A 26491-nucleotide genomic window follows, 5' to 3' on the forward strand; every position below is an offset into this window, starting at 1 on the left:
GTATATGTAACCTCGTATTGAGGTTCCTTTGAGAGCAAGTATTTTTGCCTCGATCAAATTTGACATTGTTGGAGAGTTTGATCCTGGCTCAGGACGAACGCTGGCGGCGTGCTTAACACATGCAAGTCGAACGATGAAGCCTTCGGGTGGATTAGTGGCGAACGGGTGAGTAACACGTGGGCAATCTGCCCTGTACTTTGGGATAAGCCTGGGAAACTGGGTCTAATACCGGATATCACCGACCTTCGCATGGGGGTTGGTTGAAAGTTCTGGCGGTACAGGATGAGCCCGCGGCCTATCAGCTTGTTGGTGGGGTAATGGCCTACCAAGGCGACGACGGGTAGCCGGCCTGAGAGGGTGACCGGCCACACTGGGACTGAGACACGGCCCAGACTCCTACGGGAGGCAGCAGTGGGGAATATTGCACAATGGGCGAAAGCCTGATGCAGCGACGCCGCGTGAGGGATGACGGCCTTCGGGTTGTAAACCTCTTTCGCCAGGGACGAAGCGCAAGTGACGGTACCTGGATAAGAAGCACCGGCTAACTACGTGCCAGCAGCCGCGGTAATACGTAGGGTGCGAGCGTTGTCCGGAATTATTGGGCGTAAAGAGCTCGTAGGCGGTTTGTCGCGTCGTTCGTGAAAACTCCACGCTTAACGTGGAGCGTGCGGGCGATACGGGCAGACTTGAGTTCGGTAGGGGAGACTGGAATTCCTGGTGTAGCGGTGAAATGCGCAGATATCAGGAGGAACACCGGTGGCGAAGGCGGGTCTCTGGGCCGATACTGACGCTGAGGAGCGAAAGCGTGGGGAGCGAACAGGATTAGATACCCTGGTAGTCCACGCTGTAAACGTTGGGCGCTAGGTGTGGGCGACATCCACGTTGTCCGTGCCGTAGCTAACGCATTAAGCGCCCCGCCTGGGGAGTACGGCCGCAAGGCTAAAACTCAAAGGAATTGACGGGGGCCCGCACAAGCGGCGGAGCATGTGGATTAATTCGATGCAACGCGAAGAACCTTACCTGGGCTTGACATGCGCCAGACATCCCCAGAGATGGGGCTTCCCTTGTGGTTGGTGTACAGGTGGTGCATGGCTGTCGTCAGCTCGTGTCGTGAGATGTTGGGTTAAGTCCCGCAACGAGCGCAACCCTTATCCTACGTTGCCAGCGCGTCATGGCGGGGACTCGTGGGAGACTGCCGGGGNCAACTCGGAGGAAGGTGGGGATGACGTCAAGTCATCATGCCCCTTATGTCCAGGGCTTCACACATGCTACAATGGCTGGTACAGAGGGCTGCGATACCGCGAGGTGGAGCGAATCCCTTAAAGCCGGTCTCAGTTCGGATCGCAGTCTGCAACTCGACTGCGTGAAGTCGGAGTCGCTAGTAATCGCAGATCAGCAACGCTGCGGTGAATACGTTCCCGGGCCTTGTACACACCGCCCGTCACGTCATGAAAGTCGGTAACACCCGAAGCCCATGGCCCAACCGCGTAAGCGGGGGGAGTGGTCGAAGGTGGGACTGGCGATTGGGACGAAGTCGTAACAAGGTAGCCGTACCGGAAGGTGCGGCTGGATCACCTCCTTTCTAAGGAGCAACACATCCACAGTCCTCGGGATACCCGAGACCAAGACTGTGGAGTGGCTCGGGCCTAGAAACCGAATGTGTTTCTGCCTGGGTTGCTCAAGGAATTGTGGAACTACTGGTCATGGTGTCGCCGGCTTTTGCCGGGACGCTCTAGTACTGCACTTTCGGGTGCGTGGAACGGGTGCTCCTGGGAGGTTGGAAGCATTGTTCGCTGGCATGCTGTTGGGTCCTGAGGCAACACGCCGAGGGGTTCACACCCTGGTTGTTTGTTTCTGGTGTGGTGTTTGAGAACTGTAGAGTGGATGCGAGCATCTTTGTGGTCAAGTTATTAAGGGCACATGGTGGATGTCTTGGCTTCAGGAGCCGATGAAGGACGTGGGAGGCTGCGATATGCCTCGGGGAGCTGTCAACCGAGCTGTGATCCGAGGATTTCCGAATGGGGAAACCCAGCACCAGTTATGTGGTGTTACCCGCATCTGAATATATAGGGTGTGTGGAGGGAACGCGGGGAAGTGAAACATCTCAGTACCCGTAGGAAGAGAAAACAACCGTGATTCCGTGAGTAGTGGCGAGCGAAAGCGGAAGAGGCTAAACCATGCACATGTCAAGCTGTCAGGCGTTGTGTGTGTGGTGTTGTGGGACCCAGCGTCGAGGATCTGACAGTCCTCGGAATGATTGCGCGTGTTAGTGGAACGCCTTGGGATGGGCGACCGGAGTGGGTGAGAGTCCCGTACGCGAAAACACGTTGTGGATTGTTTGTCTGGTGTTCCCGAGTAGCAGCGAGCTCGTGGAATTTGCTGTGAATCTGCCGGGACCACCCGGTAAGCCTAAATACTTCCTGAAGACCGATAGCGGACTAGTACCGTGAGGGAAAGATGAAAAGTACCCCGGGAGGGGAGTGAAAGAGTACCTGAAACCGTGTGCCTACAAGCCGTCAGAGCCCGAGCACATCCTTGTGATGTTGAGGTGATGGCGTGCCTTTTGAAGAATGAGCCTGCGAGTTAGTGCTGCGTGGCGAGGTTAACCCGTGTGGGGTAGCCGTAGCGAAAGCGAGTCTGAATAGGGCGAATATAGTCGCGTGGTCTAGACCCGAAGCGGAGTGATCTACCCATGGCCAGGCTGAAGCGTCGGTAAGACGACGTGGAGGGCCGAACCCACTTAGGTTGAAAACTGAGGGGATGAGCTGTGGGTAGGGGTGAAAGGCCAATCAAACTCCGTGATAGCTGGTTCTCCCCGAAATGCATTTAGGTGCAGCGTCACATGTTTCACCGCGGGGGTAGAGCTACTGGATGGTCTAGGGGCCTTACCGGGTTACCGAAATCAACCAAACTCCGAATACCGTGGTGTGAGAGTGTGGCAGTGAGACGGCGGGGGATAAGCTTCGTCGTCGAGAGGGAAACAGCCCAGAACACCAGCTAAGGCCCCTAAGTGTGTGCTCAGTGGGAAAGGATGTGGGATTGCCCAGACAACCAGGAGGTTGGCTTAGAAGCAGCCACCCTTGAAAGAGTGCGTAATAGCTCACTGGTCAAGTGGTCCTGCGCCGACAATGTAGCGGGGCTTAAGCACACCGCCGAAGCTGTGTCATTCACACATACAGATCGATGCTTCCCTTGAGGGAGTGTCCAGTCGTGTGGATGGGTAGGGGAGCGTCCTGCATCCAGGGAAGCGGCGGCGGAAGCCAGTCGTGGAGGGTGCGGGAGTGAGAATGCAGGCATGAGTAGCGAATGCAGAGTGAGAAACTCTGCCGCCGGATGACCAAGGGTTCCTGGGCCAGGCTAATCCGCCCAGGGTAAGTCGGGACCTAAGGCGAGGCCGACAGGCGTAGTCGATGGATAACGGGTTGATATTCCCGTACCCGAGCACGTGCGCCCAGGATGAGGCGGTTGATACTAACCACCCAAAGCCTCGTGTTGAAGCCTTCGGGTGAATGCGCGAGTGTGGAGCGTGGGATCTGATTCCGTAGTAGTCGAGTGATGGGGTGACGCAGGAAGGTAGCTCCGCCAGTGAGTGGTAGTACTGGTGTAAGCGTGTAGGCCGAATGGTAGGCAAATCCGCCATTCATTAAGGCTGAGACGTGATGCGTAGCCGATTGAGGTGAAGTAGAGTGATCCTATGCTGCCGAGAAAAGCCTCTAGCGAGTGCGTGCACGGCCCGTACCCCAAACCAACACAGGTGGTCAGGTAGAGAATACTAAGGCGATCGGGTGAACTGTGGTTAAGGAACTCGGCAAAATGCCCCCGTAACTTCGGGAGAAGGGGGGCCAAACACTCTGAAGCCCTTCGCGGGCTAGGGGTGGGTGGCCGCAGAGACCAGCGGAAAGCGACTGTTTACTAAAAACACAGGTCCATGCGAAGTCGCAAGACGATGTATATGGACTGACGCCTGCCCGGTGCTGGAACGTTAAGAGGACCGGTTAACCCTTCGGGGTGAAGCTGAGAATTTAAGCGCCAGTAAACGGCGGTGGTAACTATAACCATCCTAAGGTAGCGAAATTCCTTGTCGGGTAAGTTCCGACCTGCACGAATGGCGTAACGACTTTCCGGCTGTCTCAACCACAGGCCCGGCGAAATTGCACTACGAGTAAAGATGCTCGTTACGCGCGGCAGGACGGAAAGACCCCGGGACCTTTACTATAGTTTGGTATTGGTTTTCGGTTCGGCTTGTGTAGGATAGGTGGGAGACTGTGAAGCTGGCACGCTAGTGTTGGTGGAGTCGTTGTTGAAATACCACTCTGGTCGGATTGGGAATCTGAACCTCGGACCATGATCTGGTTCAGGGACAGTGCCTGATGGGTAGTTTAACTGGGGCGGTTGCCTCCTAAAGAGTAACGGAGGCGCCCAAAGGTTCCCTCAGCCTGGTTGGCAATCAGGTGTTGAGTGCAAGTGCACAAGGGAGCTTGACTGTGAGACAGACATGTCGAGCAGGGACGAAAGTCGGGACTAGTGATCCGGCACCACCTGGTGGAAGGGGTGTCGCTCAACGGATAAAAGGTACCCCGGGGATAACAGGCTGATCTTGCCCAAGAGTCCATATCGACGGCATGGTTTGGCACCTCGATGTCGGCTCGTCGCATCCTGGGGCCGGAGTAGGTCCCAAGGGTTGGGCTGTTCGCCCATTAAAGCGGCACGCGAGCTGGGTTTAGAACGTCGTGAGACAGTTCGGTCCCTATCCGCCGCGCGCGTAGGATACTTGAGGAAGGCTGTCCCTAGTACGAGAGGACCGGGACGGACGAACCTCTGGTATGCCAGTTGTCACGCCAGTGGCATGGCTGGTTGGCCACGTTCGGAAGGGATAACCGCTGAAGGCATCTAAGCGGGAAGCCTGTTCCAAGATGAGGTATCCCACCCCATGTGGGTTAAGGCCCCCAACAGACCATTGGGTTGATAGGCCAGAAATGGAAGCACAGTAATGTGTTGTCGAGTTGACTGGTACTAATAGGCCGAGGACTTGCCCACAAAGATGTTACGCATCCACTCTACAGCTCTGAAACACCACACAACCACCAATTTGTATTGGTGGAAGTGGTTGTTTCACAGTGTTTCGGTGGTTATAGCGTCAGGGAAACGCCCGGTCCCATTCCGAACCCGGAAGCTAAGCCTGACAGCGCCGATGGTACTGCAACCGAAGGGTTGTGGGAGAGTAGGACACCGCCGGACTAACATTGAAACAAGGTCTGGGACCTGGTCGAGAACCCTAGAGGTTTTCCCAGGTCCCAGACCTTTTTTCATACCCAAACCCGCTCGGTGATAGCAAAGGTCCCTTGCTGTCACCGAGGCATCGCTCAGTCGCTCCGCCGGCCGACTGTGCGTCGGCGGACCGGCGAGGAGAAGACCAGCGAGGTCGTCGTCTCCCCATAACGCTGCATCCGCTCTACGAGCTCCTCCAACTCCGCGGTGTTCCGGCAGGCAACCCGCACTAGCCAGCACTCGTCTCCCGTGACGTGATCAGCGTCGAGCACCTGGGGCAGTACGAGGATGGCTTCACGAAAGCGAGCGGTGTCGAGACTGCGCACCTTCGCCCGGACCATCGCTTCGATCGGGAGCCCGAGCTTCTTCAAGTCGACGCTGGCCGAGTAGCCGGTGATGATCCCCTTCTCCTCAAGGCGCCGGATCCGCTCGGTCACCGCGGGTGCCGACAGCGATACTCGTCGGCCGAGCTCCGAGAAAGTCAGTCGGCCGTCAGACTGGAGCAGTTCGAGCAGCTGCCAGTCGAGAGCATCGAGGTTCACTGAACTCCAGGTCGATCGTCGTGCCTGCCAGGAATCTCCAGGCTAGCCGTCGGCGGGACCTGGATTCTCCGATGTTGTGGACGATCACTGATCGGGAGGATTGAGGCATGACGACCGAATCCCGCGTACTGACGTTTCCGGCCTTGGACAGCGCGACCGCGGCCGCGGTCCTGCGTGCCGAACTCGCTCTCGACGTGGATCCCGATGACCTTGTCCAAGACCTCACCTCCGGAGCCTGGCAGGACTACGTGATCGTCGAGACCCGCGCTCCCGAAGCCTTCGCGTCGGCTCGCATCCCCGGTGCGATCAATCTCCCGTACCGAGACATGACGCCCGAGTCGGTCAGTCGGCTCGACCGTGACCTCGTCTATGTCTGCTATTGCGAGAGCATCCACTGCAATGCCGCGACGAAGGGAGCCCTGAAGCTCGCGGAGTTCGGTTTCAAGGTCAAACGCCTGTCAGGAGGCATCACCGCCTGGCAGGCGGCAGGCTATCCCGTTGACCGGGACGCCCTCACGTCCACTTCCGCGCCCACCCCAAGCTGCGCCTGCTGACCAACGAGATCAGGGGACCTTTGCTATCGCGCCGCCCCGAGCGATAGCAAAGGTCCCCTGATCTCTTGGCGGTCGTAGGCTGGGGTGGTGACCGCTCCCAAACTGCTCGTCATCCAGCCAGATGAATCAGATCCGATCGGCCCTCTCGGCGACTGGCTCACCGAGGCAGGAGCTGAGCTCGACATCAGGTTGCCGCCCGGTCAGAGTCTCCCCGTCGATCTTGATGGGTACGCGGGCGTTGTATGTCTTGGCGGAGAGATGGGTGCCAACGACGACTCCGCTCATCCGTGGCTCTCGGACGTCCGGAAGCTTCTTGCGAAGGCTGCGGGCGCGCGCATCCCGACGCTCGCGATCTGCCTCGGCGGTCAACTCCTGGCGGTGGCGTTGGGCGGCACTGTCGTCGCCGGCGATCAAGGTCCCGAGGTCGGCCCAGGGCTTGTGTCCAAGAAGGACGCCGCCTGGACCGATCCGCTGTTCGCGGACCTGCCCCTCATGCAGGACGTCCTGCAGTTCCACAACGACGCGATCACCCGGCTGCCCGCCGGCGCCGAGCTTCTTGCTTCCTCCCCGCGGTATGCCTACCAAGCCTTTCGATTCGACCGTTGTGCCTACGGTGTCCAGTTCCATATCGAGACGACACCGGATCTGGTCCTGGACTGGGCAAGGCAGTCGCCGGAAATGGCGGAACTCACCCGGCCGGACGTACTGACCCTGGAAAACCTCGTTCGGGTGCATGCCGATATCACCGAAACCTGGCGGCCGTTCGCGCACCGCTTCGTCCGACTGGTGTCCGGTGACCTCGCTCCGGCTGCGGAACGTCAACGTACATTGCCGATGGCTTAACAACTTATGTCTCAAATACGTATGGGTTGTTAACACTCCTGTCTGGCTGTCAGGTACCTTGCGAAGGGAGTTTCGAAAGGGTTCGGAGGTCGGGGTGGAGCCCTCAGTGTTGGTCGTGCTCGTCGTCGTCACGGCCCTAGTTTTCGATTTCACAAACGGTTTCCATGACACGGCCAACTCGATGGCGACGTCGATCGCCACCGGAGCGTTACGTCCCAAGGTCGCGGTGACGATCTCCGCGGTCCTGAACCTGGTCGGAGCCTTCCTGTCGGTCGAAGTGGCCAAGACCATCTCGAATGGACTGGTCGATGACACCAAGATCGGACCGGCGATCGTGTTCGGCGGCCTGGTCGGGGCGATCGTATGGAACCTGGTCACGTGGTTCATCGGACTGCCTTCCAGCTCATCCCACGCGTTGTTCGGCGGCCTGATCGGCGCCACCTGGGTGTCGGCCGGAACGGACTCCGTCCATTTCGGAAAGATCATCGAGAAGGTGCTGGTCCCCGCTGCTCTGTCGCCGGTCCTGGCGGGTCTCGCCGCGATGATCGTGACGTACTTCGTCTACCGGATCTTCGTCCGTCGCGGCCGGACGGCCGGCTTCCGAGTCGGACAGATCATCTCGGCTTCCCTGGTGTCGCTCGCCCATGGCACGAACGACGCTCAGAAGACCATGGGCGTCATCACACTGACGATGATCACCGCCGGAACCCTCCCCGCCGGGGCCGGTCCGCCGCTGTGGGTGATCGTCAGTGCGGCGTTGGCGCTGGCGCTCGGCACGTACCTCGGCGGCTGGCGAATCACCTACACACTGGGTAAGGGCCTGACGGACATCGATGGTCCGCAGGGCTTCGCCGCGCAGACCAGTTCGGCGGCGGTGATCTTGGCTTCGACGAGTTTCGGCTTTCCTCTCTCCACGACCCATGTCTGCTCTGGCGGCATCGTCGGCTCCGGCGTGGGCAGAAACGAGTCCCCGGTCCGCTGGCGCACAGCCGGCCGCATGGTGATCGCCTGGCTGTTCACGCTTCCGGCAGCGGCCATCGTTGGTGCCGCAGCTGGCCTCGTGACCTCGACGGGCACGGTGGGCACTATCGCCGTCGGCGTCGCGGGCCTGGCCGTCGGCATCGGTATCTACCTGCTTTCGCGGCGCAGCCCCGTCAACGCCGGCAGCTTCACCGGCCCCACTCCGACCGTTCCTGAACAGGAAGTCGGCAGGATCGCCGCCTAGCGAAGCAAGGGACCTTTGGTATCACCTCTGCCCGGTGATAGCAAAGGTCCCTTGCTCCCTTGCGCGTCCGTCTGGTGACAGGAGGGAGTGCGACTACGGTGGAGGCCGATGGTTGAGCGCTCCAGGCCGACCGCTTCCGTGGCGAGATACGGCTTCACCGACCCCCGTGCCGACGGGCAGCTGCGTGCTGCCGGTTGGTGGACCGAGTCCGGCCCGGACAGCACCGTCGCCGACGTGTTGTCAGCACTTTCCCGTGCGGCGGATCCCGATCTCGCCCTGAGCGGGCTCGACCGAATCAGGGAAGTCGACCCGGCCGCCTGGAATGAGCTCGACCAGGCGCTCCGCACCAATCGGACCTTCCGCGGCCGGATGCTGGGCGTCTTGGGCACGTCGAGTGCGCTCGCGGACTTCCTGGTCGCGAACACCGACTGCTGGAAGACTCTCCAAGGCGACAAGAGCACTGATCCGGATCAGTATGTGACCCGTCTCCTCGACCATTTGCGGTCGGAAGGAGACCTGCTCACAGGGCTCGAAGCGGAGCAGGCTCTTCGTGCCGGGTACCGCGAGCTGATCCTCGGAATCGCAGCGGCCGACCTTGGCCACCTCGTCGAGCCCGGCCTTCGCCAGCCGCCTTATGCCGAGATCGGAGCTCAGCTCACCACGTTGGCCGAGGCCGCTCTGACAGTGGGGCTTCTGGTCGCGGAAGCCGAGGTGGGCGCTGATGTCGAGGGCAGGCTGGCCGTGATCGCGATGGGTAAATGCGGTGGTCGCGAGCTGAACTACGTGAGCGACGTGGATGTCATCTTCGTCGGTGACGGGGATCTGTCGGTCTCGACGCGGCTTGCCAGCACGATGATGCGCGTGGTCGGCAAGGCCTGCTTCGAGGTCGATGCGGCGTTGCGCCCAGAGGGCAAAGCGGGCGCTTTGGTCCGCACACTCGACGGACATGCCGCCTACTACCAGAAGTGGGCCAAGACCTGGGAGTTCCAGGCTCTGCTCAAAGCACGGCCGGTCGCAGGCGACGTCGAACTCGGGCGTCAGTACGCGGAGATGGTCGCACCGAAGGTGTGGGCGGCGGCCGATCGGGAGAATTTCGTCCCTGAGGTGCAGAAGATGCGTCGGCGGGTCGAAGGCCATGTGCCGTCAGCACACGCCGAGCGCGAGCTGAAGCTGGGACGTGGCGGCCTTCGCGACGTCGAGTTCGCCGTGCAATTGCTGCAGCTGGTCCATGGTCGGATCGACGCGGAGCTGCGTTCTCCGTCCACGATGGACGCACTCGCCGCGCTGGGTGAAGGCGGGTACGTCGGCCGAAAAGACGCTGCGGAGCTCGGATCGTCATACGAGTTCCTCCGGACGATCGAGCATCGGCTCCAGCTTCGCCGGCTTCGGCGTACACACCTGTTCCCTGCCGCTTCGGACGCCAGCGAGCTGCGAACGATCGCGAGGGCGAGCGGGGTGCGTCCCGCTCGGGGCAAGAGCGAAGGGGATGTGCTGCTGGCGGAGTTCCGCCGCCACCTGCAGAGCATCCGACGTCTTCACGAGAAACTCTTCTACCGGCCCCTGCTGCAATCGGTCGCGAACGTGCCGACCGAGGCGCTGCGGCTGACTACGAAACAGGCAGAGAGCCGTCTCGCCGCGCTCGGCTATGCCGCGCCGGACGGAGCCCTTCAGCACATCAAGGCGCTGACCGCGGGAATGTCACGTCGGGCGGCCATCCAGCAGGCCCTGCTGCCGGTCTTGCTGGACCTTCTCGCTGACACCCCGGACCCTGACCGCGGGCTTCTGTCCTACCGGAAGGTCTCGGAAGCGCTCGAGGAAACGCCCTGGTACCTCAGAGTCCTTCGTGACGAGGGTGCTGTTGTCGAACGGCTCGCCTTCTTGCTGGGCACGTCGCGGCTGGTGCCCGACCTGCTGGCGAGGGCACCGGAAGTCCTGCAGCTGCTCAGTGATCCAGCGCGCTTGGCTGGTCGCACCCCGGCAGAAGTGGCCACTTCGCTGCGAGCCGCGGTGCGACGTCAGCCGGGTTTGAACGCCGCGGTCACGGCCGCGAGATCGCTCCGACGGCACGAGATGCTGCGGATCGCATCAGCAGACTTATTGGGGTTGCTTGACGTACCTGCGGTCTGCGAAGCGTTGTCGAGTGTCTGGGTCGCCGTGTTGCAAGGTGCCTTGGCCGCTGCTTTTCGCCAGCGTCAGGCAGAGCTCGGCCAGACGCCCGCGAGGATCGCCGTCATCGGCATGGGGCGTCTGGGCGGGGCCGAACTCGGCTACGGGTCCGATGCGGACGTTCTCTTCGTATGCGAGCCGGCCGAAGGTGTGTCGGACTCCGAAGCAGCGAAGTTCGCTTCCTCTGTCGCCGAGATGGTGCGCAAGATCCTCGGGGCGCCGAGCCCCGACCCGGCGTTGGTCGTCGACGCCGATCTCCGTCCGGAGGGGCGGAGCGGTCCGCTGGTGCGGACCCTTGAGTCCTACCGCAGCTACTACGGGCGGTGGGCAGAGGTCTGGGAATCGCAGGCACTGCTCCGGGCGCGGTTCATCGCCGGTGACGACGACCTCGGTGCGCGATTCATCGAGATGATCGACCCCATTCGCTACCCGCAGGCGGGTCTTGACGCGGTTCGAGTGCGTGAGATCAGGCGAATCAAGGCGCGGGTGGAGACGGAACGCATGCCCAAGGGCGCTGACCCGACACGGCACACGAAGCTCGGGCGCGGAGGGCTCGCCGACGTGGAGTGGACTGTGCAGCTCATGCAACTGCGTCACGGACATGAAGTTGCCGGGCTGCGGACCACCTCGACGATCGATGCGCTGAAGGCCGCCGCGGAGGCGGGGCTCGCCGAGCCTGCCGAGATCGAATCCCTGAGCGAGGCGTGGCTACTGGCGACGCGTGTCCGGAATGCCGGGATGTTGGTCCGGGGCAAGGCAGTCGACGAGATCCCCAGCTCCGGGCGAGATCTTGCAGCGGTCGCGCGGGTGCTCGGCTACTCGGCCGATGACGATCCAGGCGAGTTCCTCGATGCCTACCGGCGGACGACGCGACGTGCTCATGCGGTCGTGGAGACCCTCTTCTACCAGGGCTGACCCCTCTGACCTGCAAGAGGAGAGCAAGGGACCTTTGCTATCGCTTGCCGCGGGTGTGGATGAGACGACAGCAAAGGTCCCTTGCTCACACTCGGCGTCGCAGCCGGAGAGCGGCGCTTACAGTGGACCGGTGACTGTGCGCGAACCATTTCGCACCCGGATCAAGGTGCGGCACTACGAGCTGGACACTCTTGGCCATCTGAACCACGCTGTTTACCACTCGTACGGCGAGGTCTCCAGACTCGAGCTGATGGAGCTCGCCGGTGGCCTCAACTCGGGCATGCGAGACGCGAATCTTGCTTTTGTGCTGCTTGAGTCCCACATCGTGTTCAGGCGCGAGCTCCGGGCCGGAGATGTCGTCGACGTGACCTGTGACGCCAAGTTCGGTACCGGCAAGACGTTCCACATGGACTCGAACATCTACAAAGTCGATGGCACCTTGTCCGCGGAAATCACATGCACCTTGGGGCTGATGGACCTCGAGCGGCGCAAGCTGGTGGACGATCCCCGCGGCCGTATCGAGCGAGCCGGCGTCGATCTCAAGGTTCTCTCCACTTCGGAGTAGCCGCCGTCCCATGCCATAAAGAAACGCCGGTGGTGAGGGCGATTCCGCACCTCACCACCGGCGTGCTCTCGGTGTTGTTACCGCACGATCACACGTCGTAGTAGAGCGAGAACTCGTACGGGTGCGGGCGCAGCCGCAGCGGGTCGATCTCGTTCTCACGCTTGTAGGAGATCCACGTGTCGATCACATCGGGGGTGAACACGCCACCTTCGAGCAGGTAGTCGTGGTCGGCCTCCAACGTGTCGAGAACCGCGCCGAGGTCGCCAGGAACGAGCTTGACGTTCTGGGCCTCCTCCGGCGGGAGCTCGTAGAGGTCCTTGTCGATGGGTTCCGGCGGCTCGATCTTGTTCTTGATGCCGTCGAGGCCCGCCATCATCATCGCCGAGAACGCCAGGTACGGGTTGCCGGACGAGTCCGGGCACCGGAACTCGGCGCGCTTGGCCTTCGGGTTGTTGCCCGTGATGGGGATACGGACACAAGCCGACCGGTTCCGCTGCGAGTACACCAGGCTGACCGGGGCCTCGAAGCCCGGCACGAGCCGGTGGTACGAGTTGACGGTCGGGTTGGTGAAGGCCAGCAGGCTCGGCGCGTGCTTGAGCAGACCGCCGATGTAGTGACGGGCGGTGTCGGACAAGCCGGCGTAACCCGACTCGTCGTGGAACAGCGGCGTGCCGTCCTTCCACAGCGACTGGTGGCAGTGCATGCCCGAGCCGTTGTCCCCGGCGAGCGGCTTCGGCATGAAGGTCGCGGTCTTGCCGGCGGCGAACACGGTGTTCTTCACGATGTACTTGAACAGCTGCAGGTCGTCAGCAGCGTGCAGCAGCGTGTTGTACTTGTAGTTGATCTCGGTCTGACCGGCGGTGCCCACCTCGTGGTGCGCGCGCTCGATCTCGAAACCGGAGCCCTGCAGCTTACGGACGATCTCGTCACGAAGGTCGGCGAAGTGGTCAACCGGCGGCACCGGGAAGTAGCCGCCCTTGAACTTCGTCTTGTAACCCTGGTTGCCGCCCGGCACGTCGGCACCGGTGTTCCACCAGCCTTCGACGGAGTCGATCTCGTGGAACGAGGCGTGCTCGGCGGAATCGAACCGGATCGAGTCGAAGATGTAGAACTCGGCCTCCGGGCCGAAGAACACGTTGTCCGCGACGCCGTACTCGGCGATGTACTGCTCGGCCTTGCGCGCGATGTTGCGCGGGTCACGGCTGTACGCCTCGCGGGTGAACGGGTCGTGCACGAAGAAGTTCAGCGAGAGCGTCTTCGCCTTGCGGAACGGGTCGATGCGCGCAGTCTCGGGGTCCGGGAGGAGCAGCATGTCGGATTCGTGGATCGACTGGAAACCACGCACCGAGGAGCCGTCGAAGGCCAGGCCTTCTTCGTAGGCTTCTTCGTTGAACGCCTTCGCCGGAACGGTGAAGTGCTGCATAACGCCGGGCAGGTCGCAGAACCTGACGTCAACGACCTCTACGTTCTCGTCGGCGATAAGGCGCTGAATGTCGTCTGGAGTAGTGGGCACCCTCGGTGACTCCTTCTCGTTCGTTGCCGGCGGCAGTACTCTCTTCGGCTCACGCTAAGAGCGCGGTGTTGCCCGACCGTCACCCGTATGTTTCGCCGGTGTTAACGGGGCGGCGATATCGGGTAGCCGACCAGGGCGAATGTGTCCCGCGCCACCGGCATACCCTGGATGGGTGGCGAGATGGACCGGAGAATGGCTACCCGGAGCCGGGGATGGAACGACGGCCGGTGGCGAGGGTACGCAGCGGTGGCGCGGTGAGCGACTCGGCTTGCCCCAATCGGGTGTCGGCTCGGTGGCGGGCGGTGGGGCACGTCTCCTCGGGCTGATCATCGATTTGGTACTCGCCTCGCTTGTCACCACACTCTTCGTGACGCCCAGCCTTCAGGATCCGGCCGTCATGCAGACGTTCAACCTCTGGTCAGTGGGCGTCTGGGCGGCAATCACCGCCATCCCCGCTGCCTTCTTCGGGTTCACCCCTGGCATGGCGGTGGTCGGAGTTCGTGTAGCCAGGCTCGACGGCTCGCAAATGGTCGGAGTGTGGCGTGCAGTCGTGCGGGCGGCACTGACCTTCGTGGTCATTCCGGCCGCGATCCGCAACATCGACGGCCGAAGCTGGCTCGACCGGCTGACCGGGACCGTCGTCATCCGTATGCGATGACCCCGAGAGGGAAGCAAGGGACCTTTGCTTCCGCTGAGGGCGGCGGCGGCCCTATTGCCGGCGGCGGTCAGGCGGCCGGTGTCGCAGGCGCGCTGCCGAGATCCGGAGGCGGTCGTTGCCGAGCACGACGGTGAGCCGCTCGCAGCTCCTGGATCACTACCAGCGGCTCATCACGTAGTCGCGCCGGACTCACCTGGATGACGATGAGGCCGCCGGCGACCAGCGCGGACATCTCGGAGGGCTTGTCCGGTTCGAGAGCTACTTCGTCGTAGCGGATCTGGATGGCGACGCCGACCTTCGGCCACCAGGCGTCGGCGACTCCGATGACCTCTCCGTCCGAGGTCCGTAGCTCAGCCCCTCGGGTTGGCCTTGGCAAGCCGCTGCGCTCAAGCATGGTCTCCAGCCATTGGTCCACGGCGGAGTCGACGCCATCCTGGAGGGCATCGACGACGATCCGGGGGAGTGCCGAGCCGATCGTGCTGGCCTGCGCCAACTCGTCACGAAGTTCCTCTGGAGTGCAGAGCCCGCGATGGACCGCGTCGTGAATCATTGCTTTGACGGCCTGGAGTTCGTCCATGCGCCGAGCCGCGTCGATCAGAGCCCTGGCGAGTGGAGCTACCGGAATCCCGTCGATCTCTACAGGCTCCGGCAGGTGGATCGTTCGTTCGACGACGGCGAATCCCCAGGTGGCGACCTTGCTCCGGTGGGGGATCAAGGCGTGGGCCCGTCTTTCCGGTGGAAGGTTTCGGACTCCGTAGAGCCTGGCTGCCTGGACTCCGGTGAGCATCGCTTCCTGGCCCGCGTGGGTCAGCGCGACCTTCATGAGTTGACGCCTGGTCGGCGTGGCGCTGGTCAGGAGGATGACGCCGGGAATCGGGCGTCGCCACGGGCCGCCTTCACGGCAACGGCGGGAGATCCAGGAATGGGAGTGCCCCAGGGCGACAAGTTCCGCCCGAGCGGCCACGCCGTCCGGGAACATCGCTGCCAGCGCCCTCTGCAAGGCGCCTGAGGTTCCGTCCACACAGTGATCATGCGACCACCCACCGACAGTTTTTGCTCGCAGACGAATCAGGGGTCCTTTGCTATCGCCGCGCGGCGATAGCAAAGGACCCCTGATTCTCTTTTGGTCAGCGGCGACGGATGGTGCGCTGGACGTTGCGCATCTTCGCGCCGGCAGGCATCGGGCCCTTGGGCATCGCGGCTCCGCGGTTGCCGAGGGCGGCGAGCTTCGCTTCCAGAGCGTCGACCTGCGCGGGCTTCAGGTTGCGAGGGAGCTTCATGAGGTAGCCCTGCAGCTTTTTAAGCGGCACCTGCTGGTCTTCGTTCCCGATGATCACGTTGTAGATCGGGGTCTCACCGATCAAGCGGGACACACGCTTCTTCTCCTGCGCGAGCAGGGACTTCACGCGGTGCGGCGCGCCCTCGGCGACGAGCACGACACCCGGACCACCGAGCACCCGGTGCACGGCGTCGAGCTGGGTCGTGGCCGCAACGGTCGGCGTCACCTTCCAGCGGCCTCGCATGTTCTCGAGCGCCCAGGCAGCGGCGCCCGGCTGCCCGTCGGCCTTCGAGTACACGGTCTTCTGGACCCGCCTGCCGAAGATGATCACAGCGGCGAGTGCGCCGAGCAGGATGCCCAGCGGCAGCACGACCCAGTGGACGTCGAAGATGAACCCGATGCCGAACACGACACCGGTGATGACCAGGAGCGATCCGGCCATCCAGGGGATGAGCGCCTTGTCTTCCTTGCGCTGCATCTTGAAGGCCTCGAAGATCTGCCCGCGGCGAGCCTTGCTCGCAGCACGCTTCTCCTTCTTGGCCAGCTTCGCTGCTTCCTTGTCCTGCTTTCCCGCCATGTGACCAGGATACGGCCGCGTGCCCTGCGTCGATCCCGTCGGGCCCTCTGCGAGGATCGGGGCGTGGTTAGCGCATCGTCCCCGAAGAGTCGTCCAGGCCTGCTCGATGGGCTCGATCCCGAGCAACGCGCTGCCGCCTGCGCGCCGAGGGGGCCGGTCTGCGTCCTCGCGGGAGCGGGGACTGGCAAGACCCGGACGATCACGCATCGCATCGCTCACCTGGTCCGTTCCGGGCATGTATCTGCTGGTCAGGTCCTCGCGGTCACCTTCACGACCCGTGCGGCGGGCGAGATGCGCGCACGCCTTCGGGGGCTGGGTGTCGACGCCGCTCAGGCGCTCACCTTCCACGCGGCCGCTCGCCGCCAGCTTCGGTATTTCTGGCCCCAGGTAGTCGGGGACCGGCCTTGGGACCTGCTTGAGAACAAGTTCCGTTACGTCAGCCAAGCCGCCAACAAGGCAGGTCTCGGCACTGAGACGGAACTCCTGCGTGACCTCGCCAGCGAGATCGAGTGGAGCAAGGCCTCTTTGGTATCGCCGGACGACTACCCGGCCGTCGCCGCGCGTACTCAGCGGGACACACCCGCTCCCGCGTCGCAGGTCGCGGAGGTCTACCGCAACTACGAGAAGGTCAAGAACACCGCGCAAGTCCTCGATTTCGACGACCTGCTCCTGCACACCACCGCCGTCCTCGAGGAGCACACGGTGGTGGCCCAGGAGTTTCGCGAGCGCTACCGCTGCTTCGTCGTCGACGAGTATCAGGACGTCACTCCGCTGCAACAACGGCTGCTCGACGCGTGGCTCGGCGGCCGCGACGACTTGACCGTCGTCGGCGACGCGAACCAGACCATCTATTCGTTCGGTGGCGCCTCGCCCCGGCCGCTGCTGGAGTTCACGCGGAGGTTCCCCGAGGCGACGGTCGTGCGGCTCGAGCGGGATTACCGCTCGACTCCGGAGGTCGTGGCTCTCGCCAATCAGGTGATCGGGGCCGCACGTGGCCGTCCAGCCGGGTCGAGGCTGAAACTCGTCGGTCAACGTCCTTCAGGACCTGTCCCGCGTTTCGCCGAGTATGACGACGAGACCGCTGAGGCCGCCGCTGTCGCGCGCAGGATCCGTGACCTGCTCGACGGCGGAGTCGCGGCCAGCGAGATCGCTGTGCTCTACCGCGTCAATGCCCAGTCGGAAGCCTATGAGCAAGCACTGGCGGAGGTGGGCATCCCGTACCTGGTCCGCGGTGGCGAGCGGTTCTTCGCCAGGACCGAGGTCAGGCAGGCGATGTCCGCGTTGCGAATGGCGTCGACCGACGCCGACACCGGCGAGCTGGTGACACGGGTTCGCTCCGTACTCGCGAAGGTAGGACTCACGGACCAGCCTCCTGCCGGAGGCGCGGCGAAAGAGCGGTGGGACGCGCTTCTGTCGATCGTCGAGCTAGCCGAGGAGCTGGCTTCCACCGTCGACGACGTGGATCTGCCCCGGTTCGTGGCGGAGCTCGAACAGCGGGCGACCGCGCAGCATCCGCCGACAGTGGAAGGCATCACCTTGGCCTCGCTCCACGCGGCGAAGGGGCTCGAATGGGACGCCGTGTTCCTTGTCGGGCTCGCCGAGGGGACCATGCCGATCCTCCACGCCGACGGTGACGACTCGGCCATCGAAGAAGAGCGGCGCCTGTTCTACGTCGGCGTCACCCGAGCACGAGAGCACCTCTCGCTGTCGTGGGCCTTGGCCAGGACGTCGGGAAATCGACGCAATCGGCGACGCAGCCGTTTCCTCTACGGTCTGATCCCCGAGGACCACCCGGCGGCGAGGGTCGCGCGAGCGCAGCAGCCGAAGCAGTCCGGTAACAAGGCGCGGTGCCGATTGTGTGGAGGGCCGTTGCTGGAGACCCTGGACATCAAGCTGGGGCGCTGCTCCCGTTGCCCGTCCAATGTGGATGAGCAGTTGCTCGAGAAGCTGAAGTCCTGGCGAGGGGAACGCTCGCGTGAGTTGAAGGTGCCCGCTTTCGTCGTCTTCACCGACGCGACTCTGGTCGCCATCGCCGAGCAGCGGCCGACCGATGACACAGCGTTATGTGCCATCTCCGGGATCGGCGCGACGAAGCTGGAACGCTTCGGGGCAGAGGTTCTCGATGTCGTGCGGGCTTCCGTGGAGTCTTGACCGCGTTCCGGGCATGATCCACGCGGCGAACCTGCTGCTCAGAGCCGATCTTCGCAACTTCGACGGATTTTCTGGAAAATAAGTTGCCCCGGCGCGGCCAAGGGCAATAACCTGCAGGTACCCGGGCGGGAGCGCCCGGACTGGGGAAGAACATCTACAACACAGCGTAGACCGCAGGGCGGTTCGCGTGCGACAGAGAAAGGTGGTGCCGGTGAAATGACGATCAAGATGATGCTCACGAACCCTGGCACCCGTCTGTCCTGCGTCGCGGAAGTCCCGCAGGCTCAGCGCCAGGGCACCTTCATGCCCGTGAGCATCCTCGCCGCCCGCGGCACCCAGCGGTTTGACCTGAGCTGGATCGCCGCCGACGAGACCTTCACGCACGCCGCCGCCTTGGGTGGGGCGTACGTGAATGGCGGCGTCGATCTGCCGGTTATCAAGCAGTTCCGTGTTCCGTTGTCCATACGGGAGCGAAGTTCCTGACCTAGTCAGGACCAGAGGCTCACGAAGGCCGCGGAACCGGGTTACCGGATCCGCGGCCTTCGTGTTTTTTGCTGCACAAACAAGTTGGCTGCACAACCTAATTGGGGTTCAGCGTTGTCCAGTTCCACCGTCAGTACGAAATCCGTTACGGGACAGAGGAGTGCACTTATGTCATCGGCCATAGCTTTCGCGCCGGGGGAGGCCCTGCCTTTCGCCGACGCCGGCGTCATCGACCTGCTCGACGCCATCGACTCGCCTGAGTCGATGCTTCCCTGCCGTTCGGGTGACGCGGACCTTTGGTTCGCCGAGTCGCCGGCAGAGCTCGAGCGAGCGAAGGCGTTCTGCGCGGACTGCCCGGTCCGTTCCGCCTGCCTCGCGGGCGCCCTTTCACGGCGTGAGCCGTGGGGTGTCTGGGGTGGCGAAATCTTCGAGCGTGGCGTTGTCGTCGCGCGGAAGCGGCCCCGTGGCCGCCCCCGGAAGAACCCTGTCGTCGAGCCCGTCACCGAGGCGCGTCCCGTCGCGCGCAAGGTCGAGCGGAGCGCTGCGGCATGACCGTCGAACTCATCACCACCAGGGATTTCGAGGCGCGGACGGGCTACCGAACCGTCACGCCGACCAAGTTGAACGAGATCAAGGTCGAGGAGACCAGCGAAATGTTGCTTTATGAAGAACTGTCCAGGGCCCGAATACGAGACCTCGAGGAAGGAGTCCGCGCACAGCGGGCTCGGAGCGGTCCACGGGCCGCGCGCAGGTGGACCAAGGTCGCCCGCTGGGCGACCCGGCGCGCCGAGCGCCTTCAGGCCTGACCACTCGGGGGAGCGGGGGACCTTTGCTATCGCCGCGCGATAGCAAAGGTCCCCCGCTCCCCTTTGGGGCGTGGTGCGGCTTGGCGTGGTGTTCACTGGGGGAATGGCCGTACACACGCATGACGACATCGACTGGGCTGACCGGCTTCGATCGCTTCGCATGGCAGAAGCTCTCGACGCCGAGCCGATGCGGGCGGCTGCCCGGCGGCTGCTGGATGGCATGCCGGACGGGCCGACCATCCTTGACGTCGGCTGTGGTGCAGGCGGGATGAGTGTGCTTTTCGCCGAGGAACTCGCCTCCGTCGGCGCCAGGATCGTGCTTGTCGACGCGACCGAGCACCTGCTGGCCGAAGCGCACCGTGTGGTCAGCGCGGCCGCAGGGGACAACGCCACTGTCGAGACGATCCATGCCGACGTGGCCGACGACGGGTTGCCTGCCAAACTCCCTCCCGCCGACCTGGTCTGGGCTTCACGAGTGGTCCATCACCTGCCCGATCAGCAGGCGGCTGTCGATACCCTTGCCCGTCTCGCCCGCCCCGGCGGGCTGGTCGCCATCTCCGAGGGCGGCCTGGACTTCAACTGTCTCCCCTGGGACCTCGGCATCGGCAGGCCTGGGCTCGAGGAGAGGCTGCTCGCCGCGCGAGGAGAGTGGTTCGCCGAGATACGGGCAGGTATTCCGGGTTCGGTCTCCATGCCCTACGGCTGGAACATCGCGCTCCAACGAGCCGGCCTGACCGAAGTCAGCTCCTTCGGGGCGCTCGTCCATCACCCGGCGCCTGGGCCGGAGCTGCTGCGCGAGTTCATCATCGAGCGGGTGACCTGGCTGGCCGAGGTGGCAGGAGACCTCCTGAGCAGCGACGACCACGAGACCGCGGCCGCCTTGGTGGATCCGGCGAGCTCGGCCTTCCTCGGCGCACGCAAGGACCTGTTCTTGCAAGGGGCGAAGACGATCCACTGCGGCCGGCGGCCGTGAGCGACAAGGCCGGCTGCTCGCTGTGCGGTCGGATCCGCGGCGCGGACGAGGAGCCCGCGCAGACACTCGCCTGGGTTTCCACTCGTGAGAAGAATGTCGTGCGCTGGATGTGCCCTGCCTGCGCCCGCCGCCACACCCGCGACATCGAGGGAAAGCTGCCGGACGAGTACTGGTGAGTCCCTCAGGCGGCATCGATCCGGCCGATCGTGCGGACCTTCGGTCGCGGCGTCCGTGCTGCTTCGGCGAACGCCCTGACGAGCTCGGCCGCGACTTCCAACGGGACCTTCTTCAGCTGGTCGATGGTGCAGCGGACCAGCACCGTGCCGGTCGCGGTGAGCGCCAGCGGGTGAAAATCCGCGATGCCGCGTTTCGGAGCGCGGAATTGCCACGCCAAGCCGATGTCGTCCCACCAGGCGTCGGCAGCGCCGATGGGATGCCCTCGCCGGTCGCAGATCGTCGTGTTCCACGACGGTGAGGGCAGCGGACAGCCGCTGAGGACCTTCTTCGCCAGCCCGTGTGCGTAGCTCTCTTCGGGATCGACGCGTCGCAGAGCAGCACGGACCGCCGCGGAGCCTCGCCGGTTACCGGAATCGAGCTCGTCCGTGAGTTCTTCGAGCGTGCACAGACCCCAGTACAGCGGTAGCGAGATCAGCTCGTCGATCCGCGCGGGATCGAGCTCCAACCTGGCCAGGTCCAGCGCCGCACGGGCAGGCGGGGCGAACGGGACACCGTCGATCAAGGTCGGCGGCGGCATCCGCGTGGTTCTTCGGGGCAACATGCCGGGCTCCGCCGGGGCGCGTCGATAGTCAGGGACCAGGAGGTGGACCTCCCGCGTCACCGGGCAGTCGACGCCACGCGCGCGAAGCGCGTCCGCACCTGTCACCACCACCTCCGGCCCGAACCGTGCGACAGCGGCTTGTAGCAGCTGAAGCCGGGTGGGCGCGGAGTCGCGCAAAAGGATCACACCCGGCATCAGCCTTCGCCAAGGACCGCCCGGACCGCAGAGCTTCGCGGCGTAACGCGCGGTGACGCCCGCCTTCCGCAGCTCTCGGTTGGTGACGATCCCGGATTCGCTGGTGTTACTGAGCGCCACAAGCCGGGCGCTTCGTGTAGTGGCCATGAATCGAGGATGACCGTTGGGCCGTCCGGGTGGAACCACTTTCGCGAGGTTGTGGACAACTCGCCCGGACGACCACGTTTTTGGCTCAGCCGCACCGTTCCCTGTGGATAACTTCTCAGGCCGCGAAGCCCGGCTGCCACCGTTCGACGATCGCGCGGGCGGGGATCTCCGCGTCGAGCTGACAGAGGATGCCGGTCGACCCGGCGGTCACCCGGTGGATCATCAGGTACTCGGGCGGCAGGTTGAGTGAGCGGCCGATCCGGAAATCCCGGCCGCGGGTGTCGCCGACCCGGCCCGCCTGCCGCTGCATCCACCGCCGGGTGAAGTGGAACGTGTCGCCCGCCAGCGGTTCGGTGAACGGCGCAAGGTAGGCGAGCACGTCATCGGCCTGCAGATCCGCGTCGGCCCGGATGAAGCCGGATTCCCTGAGCAGCCGCATGAGCTTCGAGGACTCGCCGTCGAGCGCCAGCCTGGTCATCTCGCCGAGGTGCTGCGGAATCCCTTCGGGCAACCGGGACACTCCGCCGAAGTCGATCACGCACAGCCTGCCGTCGGCGGTCAGCATGAAGTTGCCGGGATGCGGGTCCGAATGCAGGAGCCGTGCCCGTTCCGGCGACGAGTAGTGGAACTCGGTGAGCAGGCGGCCTGCTCGGTCTCGCGCCTCTTTGTCGCCGCCGGCGATGATCTTCGACAGCGGAGTGCCGGTGACCCACTCCGTGACGACGACCTTTGGCGCGCTGGCGACCACCCGTGGGATCAGGAACCCGTGGACGCCTTCGAACGCCTTCACGAAAGCGCGCTGGTTCTGGGCTTCCGCCTGGTAGTCGAGCTCCTCGTGCATCCGCTCGGCGAGTTCCGCCAGGAGCGGTTTCACCTCGGTCCCCGGCACGAAGGCCTGGAACAACCTGCTGAAACGCTGGAGCTGTCGAAGGTCGCTCCGCAACGCGTCATCGGCACCGGGGTATTGCACCTTGACGGCGACTTCGCGGCCGTCGTGCCAGGTCGCGCGGTGGACCTGGCCGATGCTCGCGGACGCGGCCGGTGCGTCGTCGAAGGCCGCGAACCGCTGCCGCCAGGTACGCCCCAGCTGCTCGGCGAGGACACGGTGGGTCTGCCGGGTGGGCATGGGCGGCGCCGCGGCCTGGAGCTTCGTCAGGGCCTCGCGATAGGGCTTTGCCATCTCGTCGGGCACCGCGGCTTCGAAGACACTCAGCGCCTGGCCGAACTTCATCGCGCCGCCCTTGAGCGTGCCTAGGACCTCGAAGAGCTGCTCCGCGGCCTTGGCGGACAGTGTCGCGTTGACCTCTTCGGCACTCTGCCCGGTCAGCCGCCTGCCCCAGCCTCCGACCGCCCGGCCCGCTATGCCGAGCGGGATACTGGCCAGCTTCGCCGTTCGCGCTGCCCCGTTGCGGGGGATGGCTGCATCTCGGTCCTCGGCGTTGCGGGAGTCGGTCACCTTCGCGATTCTGCCTTGATTCACTCCGCTTGCGCAGCCTGTTGGGGGCGTGCGTGTGGGCTACGTCGCTCGCGGTATCACCGGGCGCCGCATCCGCATCCGGAGTGCGGCGGCCAGTCGCGATGACGGATCGCCCCGTCGAAGAAGTCGATCTCCAGGGTGGCGTTCCACGCGGGCGGTGCCTTGTCGCTGGGTGAGAGCAGCCGGAGCGCCTGTGCGGCGGCCAGCGCGGCACACGCTTGCACGGCGCCGAGGTCCGGCTGCTGGACACGTCCCGCGAGCTGGCTCGCCACCCTCGGCCAGGACTCGTCACGCCCGGCGCGGTGCAGGTCGGCGCAGCGCAGGCAGCTGCTGCGGCCGGGCACCACCAGCGGCCCGACGATGCCGATCCCGTCCCGGACGCGGACCGGCAGGTGGCTGATCCCGTTCCGGAAGAGTTCCTCGACCACCTCTGGCGCAGGCACCACGGCGTCGGTGAGCAGCGCGAGTTCCGGCCGGCGGTCCGAGTAGAGCCGGGAGGTCGACGTGTCCGGCCCGGTGCGGTGCACCACCTGAACCATCGCGTCCCGGCGTTGCATGCCGATTTCGGCCTCCGTGTAGCCAGAGCCCAGATCACGTTCGCGGACCGTGCCCGACGCCCGGACGTCGATGTGCCCGACTCCGCCGTTGGCGAGCAGGACGGCGATGGCCACAGCCAGCCTGCCGTCGCCGTGGATCGCCACCGCGGTGCGCTTGCGGCGCGCCGTCATGGCCGCGTGATGGTGGCGGGCACGAAGCGACCAGAGGCCCGTCTCCGGCTTCGGTACGGGATGCCGCTGTGGTTCCCCCGCGTCGGTCACGAGTCCCCTGGCCGTCAGGTCCGTCATCAGGTCCCGCAGCTGTTCGTCATGTTCGCTCTGCGCGAGCACGATGTCGTCGGCGGCCCGTTTTCCGTCCAGTTCACGGAGCGCTTCGGCCACCTCGGTGGCGACTCCGGCGATCACCACGGCGTGTGCGGGGTCGAGGCCGATCTGGATCTCGCCGTTTCCGCGTTCCAGCACATCCAGGCCGGGAAGCAGGGCCGGGAAGGCGGGCAGGATGATCGATCGCAGATCCGGTTCGCGCAGGTTCATGATCGCAGGATCGCACCGGTCCGCCCGCCGGACGCCAAGAAAGACGCGAGTTATCCACAGGTTGGCCCCGTTGTGGACAACTCGAGGCTGTGACCTTTCGGCCCTCGGAGTTGTCGGTGACTGGCCTTACCGTGGTCGAGTGGTCGAAGCACGGACGCCCTCATTGAGGAGCCGGGACACGACGAATCCGTCGGACACTCCCGAACACAAGGTCGAGGTACGGCGTAGCCAACGCCGTCATCGGACCGTCACCGCGTACTGGGACGAGGACACCCTCGTCGTGCTGATCCCTGCCCGGATGACACGGGCCGAGGAGAAGCACTGGGTAGCCGAGATGCAGCGCAAACTGCTGCGCAAGGGGCCGAGGCAGGCCGCACCGCCGAAGGCCTCGGACGAGGCGCTGCTGGCGCGCTGCGCCGTGCTCTCGGCGAAGTTTCTGGACGGAAAGGCGATACCCGCGAGCGTTCGCTGGGTGCCGCCGATGCGCACGAGGTGGGCGTCCTGCACGCCGGTCGACGCGACGATCAGGGTCAGTGATCGCCTGCGCCGGGTGCCGGCATGGGTGCTGGACTACGTCCTCGTGCACGAACTCGCACATTTGAAGGAACCAGGGCACAACGCGGCGTTCTGGGAGCTCGTTCGCCGTTATCCCAAGACCGAGCGCGCCATCGGCTATCTGGAGGGCTTGTCCTCCGCCGCCGGATGGGGCATCGCGGCGGAGGACTGACGTGCCTCAGCTCTTGTCTTCGTCGTCCTTGGGCTTGTTCTTCTCGCGCTCGGTGCGTTCGATCTCGGCGATCGGGTCGATGCCTTCGAGGGTCGACTCGCCATCGCCGAGACGTTCGGCGAAGTCCAGCGGCTCGTCGAGATCTCCGGCGGTCGGCATGAGGTCGGGGTGCGACCAGAGGCCGTCCCGCTTCTCGATGCCGTGCTGGTCGCCGACCAGCTTCCACAGTGCGGAAGCCGCTCGCATCCGCCTGGGCCGGAGCTCGAGCCCGACCAAGGTGGCGAAGGTCTGCTCGGCCGGGCCACCCGTGGCACGGCGGCGGCGCAGCGTCTCCCGGAGCGCGTCCGCGCCAGGGAGGCGGTCGCCGATGGCCTCGGCGACCACGACGTCGACCCAGCCTTCGACCAGCGCGAGCAGGGTCTCCAGCCGGTTCAGGGCCGCCTTCTGCTCGGGCGAGGTCTGGGGCTCGAGCAGACCGGAGGACATGGCCTCTTCGATGCTGGCCGGGTTCGACGGGTCGATCTGGCCCGCGAGCTGTTCCAGCGCCGAGGTGTCGACGGAGATCCCGCTCGCGAACTCCTCGACCGTGGCCAGCAGACGCTGCCGCAGCCAGGGAACGTGCGCGAACAGCCGTTGGTGGGCGGCCTCGCGCGCGGCGATGAAGACCAGCACCTCGCTGGTCGGCAGCTCCAGGCCCTCGGTGAACTTCTCGATGTTCGCCGGCAAGAGCGCGGAGGTGGCCGCGGGGCCGAGCGGCAGGCCGACCTCGGTGGAGGTGAGCACTTCGGAAGCCAACTGAGCCAGGGCGTTACCGAGCTGGGAGCCGAAGGCCATCCCGCCCATCTGCCCCATCATCGACAGCAGCGGGCCGGCGGCCTGCTTGGCCTCGTCAGGCAGTGCCTGGACCCAGGCGCCCGAGACCTGCTGGGCGACGGGGTCGCAGAGGCGCTGCCAGGTAGGCAGGGTCTTCTCGACCCAGGTACGCGCGGACCACGCGACGGTCGTCGTAGCTCCGGCGGGCAGGATCGTCGCGGCGTCGAGCCACAGCTCGGCGAGGTGGGCGGCGTCACGGACGGCTGTGTTCGAGTCGCCGCCACTTGATGACGAAAAGCCGAGCTTGACGTCGCCGCTGTCGCTGCTGCTGAGGTTCTGCAACGCGATCTGTTTCGCCAGGTCGTAGTTGACCGGCCCGGTCGAGCTGCCGGCCTGGCTGAGCATCTGGCCCAGCTGGCTGAGCATCTGACCGAGCTGATTGAAGGCCTCGGCGCCGGAGGGCTGGCCGCCGGAATCCGACGGCTCGTTCTCGCCTCGTTTGTCGGGATCGGGCGGTCCGAAGCCGAACGGGGGTTTGCTCATGGCACCACCGTACGCGGGTCCTGGGACGCGGAGCTCGTCAAGTGGAGTGATGAGCGTGGCCTTCACCGAGAAGCGAACACCGTCACCGTACGCTGTCACGCGTGACTGAGCCCTCGGAGCAGACCACAGCAACGCGGAGCCGTGCGGGCTCCGCGAGTGACCAGGACCGCTCCGAACGGCGGCTGACCCGGCGAGGCTGGAC

21 protein-coding genes and 3 rRNA genes are annotated in these 26491 nt (G+C 64.5%); 16 read left to right on the forward strand and 8 right to left on the reverse strand.

Annotated elements, in window-relative coordinates; genetic code table 11:
• The first annotated feature begins 65 nt into the window (after positions 1-65).
• The 3 genes from AMYAL_RS0124075 (at position 66) to rrf (ending at position 5238) form a co-directional block, all read left to right on the forward strand.
• Positions 66-1582 (forward strand): 16S ribosomal RNA (locus tag AMYAL_RS0124075).
• A 318-nt stretch (positions 1583-1900) separates the two neighbouring features.
• Positions 1901-5037 (forward strand): 23S ribosomal RNA (locus AMYAL_RS0124080).
• An 84-nt stretch (positions 5038-5121) separates the two neighbouring features.
• A 5S ribosomal RNA gene (gene rrf / locus AMYAL_RS0124085) occupies positions 5122-5238 on the forward strand.
• Together the 16S, 23S and 5S rRNA genes form the textbook arrangement of a ribosomal RNA operon.
• 125 nt (positions 5239-5363) lie before the next feature.
• Here the strand turns inward: rrf and AMYAL_RS0124090 are convergent.
• Complete coding sequence (locus AMYAL_RS0124090; RefSeq protein ID WP_020633821.1) at positions 5364-5810, reverse strand: Lrp/AsnC family transcriptional regulator; 447 nt, start codon at positions 5808-5810, stop codon at positions 5364-5366.
• A 107-nt stretch (positions 5811-5917) separates the two neighbouring features.
• Here AMYAL_RS0124090 and AMYAL_RS0124095 point away from each other — a divergent pair, with 107 nt between their 5' ends.
• From AMYAL_RS0124095 to AMYAL_RS0124115, 5 genes are all read left to right on the forward strand, one after another.
• Complete coding sequence (locus AMYAL_RS0124095) at positions 5918-6364, forward strand: rhodanese-like domain-containing protein (RefSeq protein ID WP_020633822.1); 447 nt, start codon at positions 5918-5920, stop codon at positions 6362-6364.
• 87 nt (positions 6365-6451) lie between these two features.
• Positions 6452-7207 carry a type 1 glutamine amidotransferase gene (locus AMYAL_RS0124100; protein WP_026467392.1) on the forward strand — a complete coding sequence of 252 codons (756 nt, stop codon included), beginning with the start codon at positions 6452-6454 and terminating at the stop codon, positions 7205-7207.
• 106 nt (positions 7208-7313) lie between these two features.
• Entirely contained in the window at positions 7314-8432 is a 1119-nt protein-coding gene (locus AMYAL_RS0124105; protein ID WP_020633824.1) for an inorganic phosphate transporter, read from the forward strand.
• A 108-nt stretch (positions 8433-8540) separates the two neighbouring features.
• Positions 8541-11513: a bifunctional [glutamine synthetase] adenylyltransferase/[glutamine synthetase]-adenylyl-L-tyrosine phosphorylase gene (locus AMYAL_RS0124110; RefSeq protein WP_020633825.1), complete on the forward strand. Its 2973-nt coding sequence runs from the start codon at positions 8541-8543 to the stop codon at positions 11511-11513.
• Positions 11514-11643: 130 nt separating this feature from the next.
• A complete protein-coding gene (locus tag AMYAL_RS0124115; protein ID WP_020633826.1) occupies positions 11644-12078 on the forward strand; it encodes an acyl-CoA thioesterase in 435 nt (144 codons plus the stop codon).
• 88 nt (positions 12079-12166) lie between these two features.
• Here AMYAL_RS0124115 and glnA read toward each other — a convergent pair whose 3' ends face one another.
• Positions 12167-13591, reverse strand: a complete 1425-nt coding sequence (glnA, locus tag AMYAL_RS0124120) for a type I glutamate--ammonia ligase (protein ID WP_026467394.1) — start codon at positions 13589-13591, stop codon at positions 12167-12169.
• Positions 13592-13763: 172 nt separating this feature from the next.
• On the opposite strand from glnA, the gene AMYAL_RS0124125 reads away from it, so the two are divergent.
• A complete protein-coding gene (locus AMYAL_RS0124125) occupies positions 13764-14249 on the forward strand; it encodes an RDD family protein (protein ID WP_245193015.1) in 486 nt (161 codons plus the stop codon).
• Between the two features lie 67 nt (positions 14250-14316).
• Here the strand turns inward: AMYAL_RS0124125 and AMYAL_RS0124130 are convergent, their stop codons facing one another.
• Positions 14317-15072 (reverse strand): hypothetical protein, encoded by a 756-nt coding sequence (locus tag AMYAL_RS0124130; RefSeq protein ID WP_245193017.1) that lies wholly within the window; start codon positions 15070-15072, stop codon positions 14317-14319.
• A 304-nt stretch (positions 15073-15376) separates the two neighbouring features.
• Positions 15377-16105: a DUF4191 domain-containing protein gene (locus tag AMYAL_RS0124135; protein ID WP_020633830.1), complete on the reverse strand. Its 729-nt coding sequence runs from the start codon at positions 16103-16105 to the stop codon at positions 15377-15379.
• A 63-nt stretch (positions 16106-16168) separates the two neighbouring features.
• On the opposite strand from AMYAL_RS0124135, the gene AMYAL_RS0124140 reads away from it, so the two are divergent.
• From AMYAL_RS0124140 to AMYAL_RS0124165, 6 genes are all read left to right on the forward strand, one after another.
• Positions 16169-18256, forward strand: coding sequence for an ATP-dependent DNA helicase UvrD2 (locus AMYAL_RS0124140; protein ID WP_026467396.1), 2088 nt, complete (start codon positions 16169-16171; stop codon positions 18254-18256).
• Positions 18257-18472: 216 nt separating this feature from the next.
• Positions 18473-18739: a hypothetical protein gene (locus AMYAL_RS0124145; RefSeq protein ID WP_020633832.1), complete on the forward strand. Its 267-nt coding sequence runs from the start codon at positions 18473-18475 to the stop codon at positions 18737-18739.
• A 168-nt stretch (positions 18740-18907) separates the two neighbouring features.
• Positions 18908-19291, forward strand: coding sequence for a WhiB family transcriptional regulator (locus tag AMYAL_RS0124150; protein WP_020633833.1), 384 nt, complete (start codon positions 18908-18910; stop codon positions 19289-19291).
• Complete coding sequence (locus AMYAL_RS0124155) at positions 19288-19545, forward strand: hypothetical protein (protein WP_020633834.1); 258 nt, start codon at positions 19288-19290, stop codon at positions 19543-19545. The genes AMYAL_RS0124150 and AMYAL_RS0124155 overlap by 4 nt, the downstream gene beginning before the upstream one ends.
• A 103-nt stretch (positions 19546-19648) precedes the next feature.
• On the forward strand, positions 19649-20518 hold the full coding sequence (locus AMYAL_RS0124160) for a class I SAM-dependent methyltransferase (protein ID WP_026467397.1): 870 nt from the start codon (positions 19649-19651) through the stop codon (positions 20516-20518).
• Positions 20515-20694, forward strand: a complete 180-nt coding sequence (locus AMYAL_RS0124165) for a hypothetical protein (protein ID WP_020633836.1) — start codon at positions 20515-20517, stop codon at positions 20692-20694. The genes AMYAL_RS0124160 and AMYAL_RS0124165 overlap by 4 nt, the downstream gene beginning before the upstream one ends.
• Before the next feature lie 5 nt (positions 20695-20699).
• Here the strand turns inward: AMYAL_RS0124165 and AMYAL_RS0124170 are convergent, their stop codons facing one another.
• The 3 genes from AMYAL_RS0124170 to AMYAL_RS0124180 form a co-directional block, all read right to left on the reverse strand.
• Entirely contained in the window at positions 20700-21611 is a 912-nt protein-coding gene (locus tag AMYAL_RS0124170) for a hypothetical protein (protein ID WP_020633837.1), read from the reverse strand.
• Positions 21612-21753: 142 nt separating this feature from the next.
• On the reverse strand, positions 21754-23094 hold the full coding sequence (locus tag AMYAL_RS0124175; RefSeq protein ID WP_020633838.1) for an ABC1 kinase family protein: 1341 nt from the start codon (positions 23092-23094) through the stop codon (positions 21754-21756).
• Positions 23095-23171: 77 nt separating this feature from the next.
• Complete coding sequence (locus AMYAL_RS0124180) at positions 23172-24206, reverse strand: hypothetical protein (RefSeq protein ID WP_020633839.1); 1035 nt, start codon at positions 24204-24206, stop codon at positions 23172-23174.
• A gap of 163 nt (positions 24207-24369) precedes the next feature.
• Between AMYAL_RS0124180 and AMYAL_RS0124185 the strand changes: the two genes are divergently transcribed.
• A complete protein-coding gene (locus AMYAL_RS0124185; protein WP_020633840.1) occupies positions 24370-24933 on the forward strand; it encodes a M48 family metallopeptidase in 564 nt (187 codons plus the stop codon).
• 6 nt (positions 24934-24939) lie between these two features.
• On the opposite strand, the gene AMYAL_RS0124190 is transcribed toward AMYAL_RS0124185, so the two are convergent.
• Positions 24940-26289 (reverse strand): zinc-dependent metalloprotease, encoded by a 1350-nt coding sequence (locus tag AMYAL_RS0124190; RefSeq protein ID WP_020633841.1) that lies wholly within the window; start codon positions 26287-26289, stop codon positions 24940-24942.
• Between the last annotated feature and the right edge of the window lie 202 nt (positions 26290-26491).

Source organism: Amycolatopsis alba DSM 44262 (assembly GCF_000384215.1).
Taxonomy (GTDB): domain Bacteria; phylum Actinomycetota; class Actinomycetes; order Mycobacteriales; family Pseudonocardiaceae; genus Amycolatopsis; species Amycolatopsis alba.